The sequence below is a fragment of the Rhizobium phaseoli genome (assembly GCF_001664385.1).
Classification (GTDB): Bacteria; Pseudomonadota; Alphaproteobacteria; order Rhizobiales; family Rhizobiaceae; genus Rhizobium; species Rhizobium phaseoli.
In genome coordinates this window covers 273,316-286,347 of record NZ_CP013535.1, presented here as the reverse complement: position 1 = coordinate 286,347, position 13,032 = coordinate 273,316, and the positions used below count along the sequence as shown (strand labels likewise).

Below are 13,032 nucleotides of genomic sequence, written 5' to 3'. Positions count from 1 at the left end.
TTCATCTGAACTTGGAGACCGCAATGCCCTTGCTCAATGCTAAAGTCCAGGATGTCTTTGACGAGCCTGCCTGCGAGAAGAACCGCAGCAAGGATTCCAAGGCGCGCAAAAACGGCTGTTCGAAGCCGCTGATCCCCGGGGCGGCAGCCGGCGGATGCGCTTTCGATGGCGCCAAGATCGTGCTGCAGCCGATCACCGACGTCGCGCACCTGATCCATGGGCCTCTCGGCTGTGAGGGCAATTCCTGGGACAACCGCGGATCGGCTTCCTCAGGTCCAACGCTCTGGCGCACCAGTTTCACGACCGACCTCACTGAAACCGAAGTGGTGATGGGGCACGGCGAGCGGAAACTTTTTAAAGCAATCCGCGAGATCAAGGAGGCCTATGCTCCACCGGCGATTTTCGTCTATTCGACCTGTGTGACAGCATTGATCGGCGACGACATCGAGGCCGTCTGCAAGCGGGCCGCGGAAAAATTCGGCCTTCCGGTGGTGCCGGTCAACGCACCGGGCTTTGCCGGCTCCAAGAACCTTGGCAATAAGCTCGCCGGTGAAGCGTTGCTCGATCATGTGATCGGCAGCGTAGAGCCGAACGACGTGACCGCCTACGACATCAATATCATTGGTGAGTTCAACCTATCCGGCGAGTTTTGGCTGGTAAAGCCGCTTCTTGACCGGCTGGGGATCAGAGTAAGGGCCTGCATTCCAGGAGACGCCCGATATCTTGACATTGCTTCTGCGCATCGCGCCAAGGCGTCCATGTTGGTGTGCTCGACAGCACTCATCAACCTCGCCCGCAAAATGGAGGAGCTCTGGGATATCCCGTTCTTCGAAGGCTCCTTTTACGGAATTACCGACACCTCGGAAGCACTCAGACAGATCGCCAAGCTGCTCGTGATGCAGGGGGCGGATCCCGAAATCCTCGAGCGCACCGAGGCATTGATCGCGGAGGAGGAGGCGATTGCCTGGATGAAACTCGCAGCATATCGACCAAGGCTTGAAGGCAAGCGCGTGTTGCTCAACACCGGCGGCGTCAAGTCCTGGTCGGTTGTCCATGCGCTGATGGAGGTGGGCATCGAGATCGTGGGCACCTCGGTCAAGAAATCCACGCCTGAAGACAAGGAACGTATCAAGCAACTCCTGAAAGACGAAAAACACCTGTTCGAGTCGATGGCGCCGCGCGAGCTTTATAACATGCTCGCCGACGGTAAAGCCGACATCATGTTGTCTGGCGGGCGCACGCAATTCATCGCGCTGAAGGCCAAGACACCTTGGCTCGATATCAACCAGGAACGCCACCACCCCTATGCCGGCTATGACGGCATGGTGGAGCTCGTTCGCCAGATCGATCTTGCTATTCACAATCCGATCTGGATGGAGGTGCGGGAGCCGGCACCGTGGGAATGCCAGCATGCGGTGGAAGAAGAACTGACGAATACCAAGAGCGAGAACGAGACTGGGTACGTCTTGCAAAACTTTGTCGGCGCGGTCGCCGGCAGCTTCGGCAAGCGTTGAGGAAAGCCGATGGTTCAAGTCTTTCCCCAGACCAAATCAGCTGCGGTCAATCCGCTGAAATCGTCGCAGCCGCTCGGCGCCGCGCTCGCCTTTCTTGGCGTCGAGCGTGCCGTGCCGCTGTTCCACGGCAGCCAGGGCTGCACCAGCTTGGCGCTGGTACTTTTAGTCCGGCACTTTAAGGAAGCCATTCCCTTGCAGACAACGGCATTGGACGCAGTGGCGACCATTCTTGGCGGCGCAGGCAATCTGGAAGAGGCGATCCTAAATCTCAAGAGGCGCGCAAAACCCAAGCTGATCGGAATTTGCACGACAGCCCTGGTGGAAACCCGCGGCGAAGATTTCGCAGGCGATCTCGCCAACATCAAGCGGGATCGTGCCGATGAGCTCGCGGGTACGGAGGTTGTGCTGGCGAATACCCCGGATTTCGAGGGAGCGATCGAAGAGGGATGGGCGAAGGCCGTCATCTCTATGGTCGAGCGCATCACCACTCCAGGCGAGCAGAGCCGCCACCAAAAGAAGATTGCGATCCTACCAGGATGGCATCTGACAGTCGCTGACATCGAGCTTCTGCGCGAAACGGTCGAAAGCTTCGGTCTGAAGCCGGTGATCCTGCCGGACATTTCCGGCTCTCTCGACGGCACGGTGCCCGGCGATCGTTGGGTTCCGACCACCTATGGCGGTACTCCCGTCGACGAGATACAAGAGCTTGGCACGGCGGCGCAATGTATCGCGATCGGCGAGCATATGCGCCGCCCCGCAGAGCTACTGCGGACCCGGACGGGAGTCCCTTACGCATTGTTCCAGTCGCTGACAGGATTGAAACGAGCCGACCGGTTCGTCTCGTTTCTTTCTGAGATTTCTGGTGCGCCGGTGCCAGCAAACATCCGCCGTCGCCGAGCACAGCTGCAGGACGCCCTGCTCGACGGACATTTCCATTTCGGAGGCAAGAAAATCGCAATTGCTGTGGAGCCGGACCAGCTCTACCAATTCGCTACCTTCTTCACCGGCATGGGCGCCGAAATCGCGGCAGCGGTCACCACGACCGGCACCTCAAAAATACTCGCGGAAATGCCGGCCGAATCGCTCCAGGTCGGTGATCTTGGCGATCTCGAAGAACTTGCCGTCGGCGCTGATCTTCTCGTCACGCATTCGCATGGACGACAAGCGGCGGAGCGCCTTGGGATTCCGCTCATGCGGGTGGGCTTCCCGATATACGACCGACTCGGCAGCCAGCATAAGCTCACAAGTCTCTATCAGGGAACGCGCGACCTGATCTTCGATGTTTCCAACATCTTCCAGGCCAATCAGCGCGCGCCGTGTCCTGGATCGCTTGATCCCTCCCGCAAAGGAGAACTGCCTAGATGATCGCCGCTCGTCGCCTTTCCCTCGTCCCTGACGGGGTTCACTCGTCAGCTCCAAAACGGAAGGCTGGCGCGTTGCGCGTCGCAATCGCCACTCAAGATATGAAATCTCTCGACGCCCATTTCGGATCGGCAAAACGTTTCGTCGTCTATGATGTGAGTCCCGACGACTGGAAACTGGTGGAAGTCCTGGACTTCGAAGACGTTTCCGACCAGAGCGGAAAGCATCGGAACGAGGACGTCGATCGTATTAACCCGAAGGTGAAGGCGTTGGAAGGTTGTCACTTATTGTTCTGTCTGGCGATCGGTGGGCCATCGGCAGCCCGAGTTGTTTCGGCCAAAATCCACCCAATTAAAGTATCCGATCCTCAACTGATCGAAGATGTTTTGTCGCGAACTCGGGCGATGCTCAGGACTACTCCGCCACCCTGGTTACGCAAGGTGCTAACCGAAGCAGGCGCCATTGAAAAGAAGCCTTTCGATGAGGAGGACTAAGAAATGGGTACATTGACAGGAAGTACGGATGGCCCTGCTGTCAACGAGGATGGGGATCTCGCCACCCCTTTTCTCAGATGCCTGATAAGGCTCATTCGCGCTCAGGATGCCCATGGGGCGTGGGAAGGCAAATCGGACACTGACCTGCTGGCCGACTTCATCCTCACCAAGGAGCAGCGCCGTAAGATCCCGATCATAGGCGATCCGGATCCGTATGTGCTGTGGAGGCTACAGAACTTTTACAGTTGCGTGGGGCTTGTGATCGAAGAGTGCACAGGCCTGTTGGCATCGCCGATCATGACGATCGGCCATGAGGGCTTCGGCCGCTTGCTTTTGACGACTGGACGGTTGGTCGTTCTGTCGAAGACCCTGCGCGATGTCCACCGGTTCGGCTTTGAGACGCTAGGCAAGCTCGCCGAGACCGGCACGAAAATGGTCGATGACGCTATTGAAGTTATCGAAACCTATCCCGACGTGGCGCGGGCATCATGAAATCAATTTTCGAGGAAAGAGATCATGTCAGACATTGTGGAGCAGCTGAAGAAGGTCCGCAAGCTGCAGTCCCGCGCCGCCGCTGCCAAAATCTCAGCATTTGCAATGGCCAGAACGAGAGTTCGATGGTGAGCTCACTGGCATGATCATGGCTCTCAACCACGCGGCGGTTGCCGCCTGAAGAACTGCCAGACTCTCGTTGCCGCAGACGACATTGCTGCGCAATCTCGCGAACAAATCAGGAGAACGGTGTTGCGTTTCACAATCTTTTGCGGCCTCCTGCTGCTCGTCGTCTGGGCGAAGGCACTAACGAGTTACTTCGTCTGGCATTCCATCCACGAAGTCATCGTTGCAATGGTGGCTAGTTTGTTGCTTCTTCAGTGGGCGTATATCGCAAGCCTGCTCTTTTCCATCTGGCAATCCAGCCGTAATTACAGGAGTCGCCAAAGGGCTCGACGATCCGATCATCGCTAGACTAGAACGTGGTGTCAGCCACAGCCTATCATGAGGGCGAAAACCTCGGCGTTCTTTGGAACGCCTCTCATCAAATCAGATCCAACCATGAGTCAACGGAATTCGAACCTGCCGGATGACGTGGATGCGTCGAGAGCCCTATCGCCGCGCAAGCTCTGCAACCTCGGCCGTGCCATGATGACGTGTAACAGGTGGCCTGCTCATGCCCTATCTGTGGTGGCTCCGACTTCATTCGCGGCGGCGAGACCGTCAGCGAAGTGCTGGACTATGTTCATGCGTCCTTCCGTGTCGTGCATCATGTCCAGCCCCGCTTTACCTGCAAAGCAAAATTGGCCCTTGTTTAGATAGTCGAGGCCGCACTGCCAGAACACAGCGAGGCGATTTTGTCTTGTGGCCAGGTATGTGAAAGACGCTCATGCGAGCCCACTGGACAGGAGAGGTCAGCATTTGAATTTAAAAAGGTACCTTGATCCAAAAGTGGATGTGCTCGCTTCAGTAGCTGAATTGGATGGTCTGTACCGCGTCCAGAGGACCATAAAGAAACGTAAGTTATAAGGCTGAGCCTATGAATTTCATGAGAACGGAGCAGGGGCTTCTCTGCGTTTCAATTGCCGTTACCATCCTCCTTGCCTGCATCGGCATTTTGTTCGGGATCATTTCAGGTTCGTTCGCAATCATATTCGATGGTGTCTACGCATTGACGGACGCTGCTATGACTGTCGTAGCTCTGCTTGTTACAAAGCTCATCGCGTCATCCGAAGCGCCCTCCAGCAAAGGAAAACTTATCGAGCATTTCACGATGGGGTTCTGGCATCTTGAGCCCATAGTCTTGGCTCTCAACGGCATTCTCATAACCGGGTCGGCTGTTTACGCACTTGTCAACGCAATCGGCAGCATTTTGCATGGGGGACGTCCGCTCAACTTTAGTCAAGCGATCGTCTACTCCGTCGTAACACTCGGTGTGACAGCCACCATGGGGGTTATTGGTGATCGAGCTAATCGTAAGATCAAATCTGATTTCGTTGCCCTGGATACGAAAGCTTGGCTGATGTCCGCCGGGCTAACGATCGGGTTACTCGTCGCGTTTGCCATCGGATATTTCATTCAGGGGTCTTCTTACGAATGGATCTCGCCGTTTATTGACCCGGTCGCGCTGGCATTAATCTGCATTGTGATCATTCCCATTCCGGCGGGCACGGTTCGGCGAGCGCTCGCCGACATACTGCTTGTTACGCCATTAGATCTCAAACAACAAGTTGACGCGGTCGCCAAAACAATCATCGAACGACATGGATTCATATCCCACCGGGCTTATGTGGCCCGGGTCGGCCGAGGCCGGCAAATCGAGCTACATTTCGTTGTCTCAGAGGACCTCCCGGCGAGGAAATTGCAGGAATGGGATAAGATCCGTGACGAAATCGGGCTCGCGATTGGTAACGAGGGTCCGAGTCGTCGGCTCACCATCGCCTTTACAACCGATCCTGAGTGGGCGGATTAGGATTTTGAACCGAATTTGGAGCCCTGTATCGCAGGCATTCCATAGCGGGCGTGATCCTCGAACCGGATGCATAGCTCGGCGTTTTTTCCAGCCACCATGCGTCAATTTGTAAGCGACAAGCCGTGGCCGTTCAGGCGGCGTAGTTCCATGGCATGAGCGCGTCGATTTCACTGCTGGGCCATCCATTCGCAAGGCGCTCAAGCGTCTGGGTCAACCAAGCTTGCGGATCGACTGCATTCATCTTTGCCGTTTGCAGGAGCGTCGCGATGGTCGCCCAAGTCCGGCCGCCACCGTCGCTTCCAGCGAATAGACTATTTTTTCTCGTGATCGCTTGGGGTCTGATTGCTCGCTCGACTATGTTGGAGTCGAGTTCGATGCGGCCGTCGGTCAGGAAGCGCTCGAAGATGTCTCGACGCGAGATGGCATACCGCAGAGCTTCGGCGAGTTTGGATTTTCCAGAGACCCGTGGCAGGGTCGCCTGCCAGAGAGTGAAGAGGTCACGGACGATCGCTGCGGAGATCTCCTGGCGTGCAGCGACACGAGCTTCAGGGCTTTGGCCGCGCACACGCTCCTCGATCTCCCATAACCTCGCCATACGCTCGACGGTGTCTGTAGCGACCTTCGAGCTCTTTGCGACATGCAACTCGTAGAACTTTCTCCGGCTGTGCGACCAACAGCCGGCCAGGATGGCGCTGTCATTGCCTCCATCTTTCCGGACGAGCTTGTTATAAGCGGCATATCCGTCGACCTGCAGGATTCCACGATAGCCGCTCAGGTGTCGTGCGACACACTCGGTGGCTCGACTGTCCTCGAAGCGATAGGCTACCATCGGTGGACCGCTGCCCCCAAAAGTCCGGTCATCCCTGGCATACGCCCATAGCCATGCCGTCTTCGCTGATCCGGAACCAGGTGCAAGTGTGGGCAAGGTCGTTTCGTCGGCAAAGATCCGTTCGGCCTTCTTGATCTCATCGAGGATGTAGTCGGCGAGGATATTGAGCTCGAACCCCAGCTTGCCCATCCATTGAGCCATCAGCTTGCGGTCGAGTTCGACCTTGTCGCGTGCGTAGATGGCTTCCTGGCGATAGAGTGGCAGCCCGTCGGCATATTTGGAAACGGCGATCTGGGCCAGAAGTGCTTCCGTTGGAATGCCACCTTCGATGATATGTGCCGGAGCCGCCGCCTGGACGACACCATCCTCGTTCCTAAAGGCATACTTCGGCCGACGGGTGACGATGACACGGAACTTCGCTGCCACGACATCCAGCCGCTCGGAGACGTCTTCTCCAATCAGGATTTTGGTCTTACCTGCATGTTCTGGAAGCTCTTCCGGTTCGATCACGACCTCGACGCGCTCAAGATGAGGCGCAAAGCCCTTGCGTGGCCGCGGAGCGCGTTTGCTGTCCGCGCTACCGCGGCCTTTCGTGACCTGAGCCTTGATCGTCGCAATGCCGGTCTCGATCTCTTCGAAGACAAAGGCGTGCTGCTCGTCATCGACGGTGGATGATGCAAGCCTTTCCGAGCGTCGGCCAAATCGGGCGCGATCGAAAGCCTTCAGGATCTGCGTCAGCCGCTCGATGCGCTCATCGGCGTCCGCGTTGCGGGCCTCTAGATCGTCAACCTGCTTCTCCAAAGCCTCGACGCGGGCTGCTTTTGCGGCCATGGCAAGAACCATGGCTTTGAGAGCCTCTACATCATCCGGGAGCTCAATCTCGGGCCGCGTCATGGGTATGATCAGAGCATATTTTGCCGCGCTCCGCCCATGCTTTCAGGGACCTGATTCACTTCGCCGCAGCGGTTTTACCCAACAATCTCGGGAGGCTTCACCGGCGTGGATCGAACCCGCTTCCAGTCCATTCCGTCGACTAAAGCCAGAAGCTGGGCATGATTGAGCTGGACGCGATGATGGCCGATCCGGGGCCAGCAGAACTGGGCTTTTTCCAGCCGCTTCGCATAGAGGCAAACGCCGGAGCCATCCCACCACACGATCTTGACTCGGTCTGCTCTCTTGGCCCGAAAGACATAAAGTGCACCGTTGAACGGATCACTGCCAGCATCCCGTACCAGCGAAAGCAAGCTGTCCGGCCCCTTTCGGAAGTCGATGGGATGGCTCGCAAGAAAGACCTTCACGCCGGACGGGATCATGCCGACCGCACCGCTCGGATCACCCGCTGCAGGTGTGCTTCGCCGATATCTGCGTCGGCCCGGATAACGACGTCGCCGATGATAAGCTCGATCATCGCACGTGTGCCAATCGTCCCAGTCTCCGTCTGACCAGCCCGATTTGCGAGGAAGATCGTTGTCCGTCACGAGCATCACGACGCCAGCCAAATAGCTGCGAGGGATGTATGCCGATGCGATGCGCAATGGCTGAGACGCTTGCGCCGGGCTCCATTGCCTCAGCCACAGCCCGCGCTTTAAAATCATCGGACCAGCGGCGCCGAAATTGCCGTGGGGCGCCCTCAAGCCGTTCCGGAACAGCCTCGATCATATGGAAGTTTCTAGTTCCAGAGCTAGGCGCAGACATAGAAGCTCACAGTTTGTGAATCGTCTGTCCGCAATACAGCGGCCAACGCTACTGACGCCAGATGGGGTCAGCTTGTCGCTTACGTCAATTTCACGGTTCGTACCAATCTTCGATCAATGCGGCCAGTTTCGATGCCGTAGTTTTCCGTTATGCCTCCAGGCGCGATACTCGATTCAGCGAATAGGGTTGGCTGAACCCAGATCGCGCCTTTGCGTTCAAGCTCCACAGGCGGTTTCGCCGTCTTGATCTTGTTGAGATCCTGCCGGAGGCCGATTGTCTCGCGTTCTTTGAAACGAGCGACGCCTATGTCCTTGTACTGGCTCAGGAGGGCGCGGCCCAGCTGCCCAGGTTCCGATAGATGTCATCGCGCAGCTGTCGGACCTGTCGATTGAGCTCACCAAATTGCGCAGGCGTATGGTCGGAAATTTCCAGAAGAGCGTCGCCCAGGCAGCCAGCTCGCGACCTCAGCTCCGGCCCGCGTAACCCGCCGGGTGATGCTGCGGGCGGCAAGGGTCATCAGCGACTATGGTTCCGCGAACGCGACGAGGCGCCCGCGGATAGCCGTCGGCAACATGAAGTCGCCTCGTAGGTCAGACCTTGTGCAGAAAATCGACCACGCCGGTATCGAGATCATAATAGGCGGGCACGATCTTCACCTTGCCTTCCTCGACCAGGCGAGAAACAATCGCACTTTCGGTGAGGATGCGCTCGGCGCCGTTGAAGGCATTGGCATGGACGGTCTTGTCGACAAAATTGTCGCCGCGATCGGTCTCCGCCAAAGCCACGGGCAGGATCGGCTGGGTCATCTTGCCGATTGAGCCATCGAGCTTGGTGCCCTTGGACACGACCTCGCAGGCGGCGGAGACCGCCCCGCAACGCTTGTGGCCCATGACGACGATCAGCGGCGCATGCAGATGTTCGGTGCCATATTCGATCGTGCCGAGCACATCGGTGTCGACCACGTTTCCGGCATTGCGGGCGACGAAGAGTTCGCCGAGCGTCACCCCGCCGAATACAAGTTCCGGCACGACACGGCTGTCGGAACAGGTCAGCACGATCGCCCAAGGTGCCTGGCTCTTGGCGACGTCCTGCCGGCGCTTGGAAATATTGGCGGCGCAGGCTTCCGTGTCGGTGACGAATTTCTTGTTGCCTTCCTGGAGTTTTGCCAGTGCTTCATCCGGCAGGAGGGCGGGAGCGTTCGAGGCGAATGCCGGCATGGTCATGTCAAAGCCTGCAGTCATGACGGCCACGCCTCCGATGCCGGCAAATTTCAGCAGGGAGCGACGGCTGAGTGGGGAGGAATTGCATTCAAAGCACATGGTATCGGTCCTTTTGCAATATCCGGGATGGCTGCGGAGAAATGGCACCTGCTCCAAGTCATGTCCGGCAATTCTCCGGGAATCGGAGAATGGCCGATTGGTTATGCCTTGATATGGCACTCATCAAGCGGAATTTTGACGCATCGGAGGAGCTAAGCCAATCCTGGAGTATTGCCCCGGCCGTACGGTAGATCAACCCGGCCCTGACGGGTTCTGGCGAGGGATGCTCATGCGCGGCATATTGGGTTGCAAGGGACCCTTTGGGCGCTGCCTTCTGCTTCTTTAGTGGCTCCGCTGCCGCCGGCGGGATCGCATTCATTAACTCACTCGGGAACCTAGGAGCATTTGTGGGGCCGTTCGTTATAGGGTATCTCCGTAGTCAGCCCGGAGGTTTTTCTACAGGCCTATACGCTTTGGCAATCATGGGCCTAGCCGCGACAGTCATGTTGATTTTCCTCCTGCGCCTCCTGCGCCAAACTTGATAGAAACAACCAGATGTTCTTGTGTTTGTTGTCACGTGAGCCGAGCCGGTTAGGTGCACAACGAGATGCGGCTCGGGTCCGCGAGGAACCAACAGCAAGAGCTCGCAAAATTCCTCAGCGTCACCGGCCGCCGTCTTCGCACCCAAGGCCGAACCCGGCAATGCCGCTCATGTCGGCGCACCGATGCCGGGCGCCATCTCGCGCGTCTTTATGTCGCCCGGACAGGCGATCAATGCCGACGATGTGCTGGTGTCGACCGAAGCGATGAAGGTGGAAACGGCAATTCACGCCGAGGAGAACGGCACGATCGCCGAAGTTCTCGTCAAAGCCGGCGACCAGATCGATGCCAAGGACCTGCTTGTAACTATCGCGGCCGGTTCAGCGTAAAGTTCCATAACGTTGATTATGCTATTTGGTGTTGTAGAGGCTATTTAGTAATGCGACAGTTGGGCCAGTTAGAGATGCGACAATCTCGCCTCTCGACGACTGGTCAATGCCAATGTCGGGAGCAAGGATGACGACCTTCAGCCTGGTCGAGACCATGAGCGGTCGGAGTCGTCATGTCCTTTATGATCACTATGTCGCAGAAAGAATTGCATCGGCTCGAACTCATCCAGAAGATCCGTGACGAACGCCTGAGCGTTGTGCAGGCCGCCGAACGGCTCGACCTCAGTCGAAGTCAGGTCCATCGGCTGCTGCAGGCCTATGACCGGGATGGTCCGGCCGGGCTTGTTTCCAAGAAGCGATCGCGACCGAGCAACCGGCGCCATAGCGAGGAGTTTCGCAATGCGGCGCTGAATGTGATCCGTGAACGCTATCTGGATTTCGGTCCGACGCTGGCGCGTGAGAAGCTGATCGAGCTGCACCGGATCTCGGTCGCCAAGGAGACCCTGCGGCAATGGATGACCGAGGCCGGCATCTGGGTCTCGCGTCGGGAACGCAAGAAGCGGGTTTTCCAGCCACGCGGCCGACGTGATTGCTTTGGCGAACTGGTACAGATCGATGGCTCGCATCACTGGTGGTTCGAGAACCGTGGGCCCAAATGCGGCCTGCTCGTCTATATCGACGACGCCACCGGCAAGCTGCTGCATCTACGGTTTGCCGGCTCGGAGAACACCTTCGACTATCTGCACGCGACCAAGGCCTATCTGCAGCAATGGGGCAAACCGCTGGCCTTCTACAGTGACAAGCACGGCGTCTTTCGTTCGACCCATGCGTCGGAGAAGGACCGGACGAGCGGCCTGACACAATTCGGCCGCGCGCTTTATGAGCTGAACATCGACATCATCTGTGCCAATACCCCGCAGGCCAAAGGCCGCGTCGAACGTGCGAACCAGACACTGCAGGATCGGCTGGTCAAGGAAATGCGGCTGCGCGGCATCGACACGATCGAGGAAGCCAACGCCTATGCGCCTGAGTTCATTGCGGATTTCAACGCGCGTTTTGGCAAACAGCCGCGTAATCCGAAGGACATGCACCGGCCGTTGGCCGACCACGAGAACCTCGATGGCGCCATGTGCCGCAAGGAAGTTCGCACGCTGTCGCAGGCTTTGACGCTGCGCTATGACAAGGTGCTGTTCATCCTTGATCCGACAGATCTTTCCAGGTCCCTGGCGGGTAAGAAGGTCGTCGTTTGCGACTATCCGGACGGGCGCCTCGAGATCATGCACGAGAGCTTTGCCCTGCCCTACCGAACCTTTGACACGTTACGCTCCGTGCATCGCGCCGAGGTCGTCGATAACAAGCGGTTGGACGACATGCTGTCTGTTGTCGCCGAGCTGCAGGCTGGGCGGGAGCAGCAGCGCAGCAAGGGCGGACCACGGCGAACTGGGCAGACGGACCATATGTTCGGCATTCGCGATGGCAGCACGGGGAACGGCTACCAGAAACGTGGACGCAAGCCGAGAACGGATTACATGAACGATCCGGCGGTGATCGCACGGCGGGAGAAAGCGTTATTGAGGCAGCCGGCTGCGGAATAAAGGGCGTCAATGCACGCCGATATCGCTTTGCGTATCTGACTCCAATTGCAGGCAGGCGGACCAAAGCGGCGTCTTGTGGAAGGCTCCGTCTTGAAGAAGCGTGAGCCCTTCTCGTGCCTCATAAAGCAGGCCCAGCCAGCACAGGCGCCGCAGGACGCCATATTGGAGATCGGATTTGAGCTCCCAGGCTTCCAGGGTCATTTCGGTGGCGGACAGAGGTGCCGTGTCTGGATAGAGGATCTTCACGACGTCCAAAGGCGTACAGCCTTCTCTCGCCTTGATATTGAGAAGATTGAGGAACATGCGCCACCAGCGTAGGCGCGCTTGCACCTCAGCTTCCCGCTCGGTGGCATGGACATACGAGTAGAGATAGTCTGTGGCCACGAGATCGAAGAAGGCTTGCGGGTTCACCAGAAACTCCCGGCCGCGTCTGGTTGGCAGCAGCACATCCTTTTTCCGGCGAAGAAGCTTCAGATGGCGGGTCGTGTCCCGCACGACCCAGAGCGGCGGCATGTCGCTTTCGTTCAGCACTTTGTTCATGCTGTAAAGGTCTTCAGCTGTGAAGTCGGGCCACAGGAAGTTCACAGCGGCCCAATGTACGAATTTGCGGTTCATAGCACCGGTCGCGGTCAATCCTATGCCACCCTCACCGTCAGCATAGGCAACGGACAGAAGCATGCCGCGGAAGAGGTGACAGCGCGGCGACATCGACGTCACCCTGCAGCTTGATTTCCGGAAGCATCGTGCAGCTTTGATCCCTACCCGCTCAATTCAGATAAAAGCGAGTATCAGCCGGCGACTGAACAATTGCTATTGAGAAAGCTAAAGCCGAAGAGGTGTTCTTTCACCCGCCCCCGCTCCGCCCTTTCAACCCGGCCCAGCCGGTCGGAT

The 13,032-nt window shown here is 57.8% G+C and carries 11 protein-coding genes and 2 pseudogenes; 8 read left to right on the top strand and 5 right to left on the bottom strand.

All coding sequences use genetic code 11. The annotated features are described in order from the left end of the window. The first annotated feature begins 23 nt into the window (after positions 1-23). The 6 genes from nifE (at position 24) to AMC88_RS26460 (ending at position 5,834) form a co-directional block, all read left to right on the top strand. Positions 24-1,514: a nitrogenase iron-molybdenum cofactor biosynthesis protein NifE gene (gene nifE / locus AMC88_RS26485; protein ID WP_012489544.1), complete on the top strand. Its 1,491-nt coding sequence runs from the start codon at positions 24-26 to the stop codon at positions 1,512-1,514. Positions 1,515-1,523: 9 nt separating this feature from the next. Continuing rightward, a complete protein-coding gene (gene nifN, locus AMC88_RS26480; RefSeq protein WP_012489543.1) occupies positions 1,524-2,879 on the top strand; it encodes a nitrogenase iron-molybdenum cofactor biosynthesis protein NifN in 1,356 nt (451 codons plus the stop codon). After that, positions 2,876-3,370: a nitrogen fixation protein NifX gene (gene nifX, locus AMC88_RS26475; RefSeq protein ID WP_008536565.1), complete on the top strand. Its 495-nt coding sequence runs from the start codon at positions 2,876-2,878 to the stop codon at positions 3,368-3,370. Before nifN ends, nifX begins: the two co-directional genes overlap by 4 nt. A 3-nt stretch (positions 3,371-3,373) precedes the next feature. Further along, complete coding sequence (locus tag AMC88_RS26470) at positions 3,374-3,862, top strand: NifX-associated nitrogen fixation protein (RefSeq protein ID WP_037145513.1); 489 nt, start codon at positions 3,374-3,376, stop codon at positions 3,860-3,862. Positions 3,863-4,527: 665 nt separating this feature from the next. Next, positions 4,528-4,680 (top strand): IS66 family transposase zinc-finger binding domain-containing protein, encoded by a 153-nt coding sequence (locus AMC88_RS34625; protein ID WP_196411598.1) that lies wholly within the window; start codon positions 4,528-4,530, stop codon positions 4,678-4,680. A 221-nt stretch (positions 4,681-4,901) separates the two neighbouring features. Continuing rightward, on the top strand, positions 4,902-5,834 hold the full coding sequence (locus AMC88_RS26460; protein ID WP_012489540.1) for a cation diffusion facilitator family transporter: 933 nt from the start codon (positions 4,902-4,904) through the stop codon (positions 5,832-5,834). Positions 5,835-5,964: 130 nt separating this feature from the next. On the opposite strand, the gene AMC88_RS26455 is transcribed toward AMC88_RS26460, so the two are convergent. From AMC88_RS26455 to AMC88_RS26440, 4 genes are all read right to left on the bottom strand, one after another. Continuing rightward, the gene (locus tag AMC88_RS26455; protein WP_016737534.1) at positions 5,965-7,557 is read right to left on the bottom strand and encodes an IS66-like element ISRle3 family transposase; all 1,593 of its coding nucleotides are present in this window, start codon (positions 7,555-7,557) and stop codon (positions 5,965-5,967) included. A gap of 74 nt (positions 7,558-7,631) precedes the next feature. Then, complete coding sequence (gene tnpB / locus AMC88_RS34730) at positions 7,632-7,976, bottom strand: IS66 family insertion sequence element accessory protein TnpB (RefSeq protein WP_003592504.1); 345 nt, start codon at positions 7,974-7,976, stop codon at positions 7,632-7,634. A gap of 91 nt (positions 7,977-8,067) precedes the next feature. Next, positions 8,068-8,226, bottom strand: a complete 159-nt coding sequence (locus AMC88_RS34725; RefSeq protein ID WP_369685954.1) for a transposase — start codon at positions 8,224-8,226, stop codon at positions 8,068-8,070. Between the two features lie 722 nt (positions 8,227-8,948). After that, positions 8,949-9,677, bottom strand: a complete 729-nt coding sequence (locus tag AMC88_RS26440; RefSeq protein ID WP_029532496.1) for a carbonic anhydrase — start codon at positions 9,675-9,677, stop codon at positions 8,949-8,951. Between the two features lie 620 nt (positions 9,678-10,297). Between AMC88_RS26440 and AMC88_RS26435 the strand changes: the two are divergent. After that, a pseudogene (locus AMC88_RS26435) lies at positions 10,298-10,546 on the top strand (biotin/lipoyl-containing protein); the annotation flags it as partial. Positions 10,547-10,719: 173 nt separating this feature from the next. Then, positions 10,720-12,141 carry an ISNCY-like element ISRel10 family transposase gene (locus AMC88_RS26430; protein ID WP_064820024.1) on the top strand — a complete coding sequence of 474 codons (1,422 nt, stop codon included), beginning with the start codon at positions 10,720-10,722 and terminating at the stop codon, positions 12,139-12,141. A gap of 6 nt (positions 12,142-12,147) precedes the next feature. Here the strand turns inward: AMC88_RS26430 and AMC88_RS26425 are convergent. Further along, a pseudogene (locus tag AMC88_RS26425) lies at positions 12,148-12,883 on the bottom strand (hypothetical protein). Positions 12,884-13,032: the final 149 nt, after the last annotated feature.

Excerpts from the sequence above, each read along its gene's own strand:
- nifE (WP_012489544.1), top strand. The coding sequence starts at position 24 with ATGCCCTTGCTCAATGCTAAAGTCCAGGATGTCTTTGACGAGCCTGCC.
- AMC88_RS26470 (WP_037145513.1), top strand. The coding sequence starts at position 3,374 with ATGGGTACATTGACAGGAAGTACGGATGGCCCTGCTGTCAACGAGGAT.
- AMC88_RS34725 (WP_369685954.1), bottom strand. The coding sequence starts at position 8,226 with ATGGAGCCCGGCGCAAGCGTCTCAGCCATTGCGCATCGCATCGGCATA.
- nifX (WP_008536565.1), top strand. The coding sequence starts at position 2,876 with ATGATCGCCGCTCGTCGCCTTTCCCTCGTCCCTGACGGGGTTCACTCG.
- AMC88_RS26430 (WP_064820024.1), top strand. The coding sequence starts at position 10,720 with ATGTCCTTTATGATCACTATGTCGCAGAAAGAATTGCATCGGCTCGAA.
- AMC88_RS26455 (WP_016737534.1), bottom strand. The coding sequence starts at position 7,557 with ATGACGCGGCCCGAGATTGAGCTCCCGGATGATGTAGAGGCTCTCAAA.
- AMC88_RS26440 (WP_029532496.1), bottom strand. The coding sequence starts at position 9,677 with ATGTGCTTTGAATGCAATTCCTCCCCACTCAGCCGTCGCTCCCTGCTG.
- tnpB (WP_003592504.1), bottom strand. The coding sequence starts at position 7,976 with ATGATCCCGTCCGGCGTGAAGGTCTTTCTTGCGAGCCATCCCATCGAC.
- AMC88_RS26460 (WP_012489540.1), top strand. The coding sequence starts at position 4,902 with ATGAATTTCATGAGAACGGAGCAGGGGCTTCTCTGCGTTTCAATTGCC.
- nifN (WP_012489543.1), top strand. The coding sequence starts at position 1,524 with ATGGTTCAAGTCTTTCCCCAGACCAAATCAGCTGCGGTCAATCCGCTG.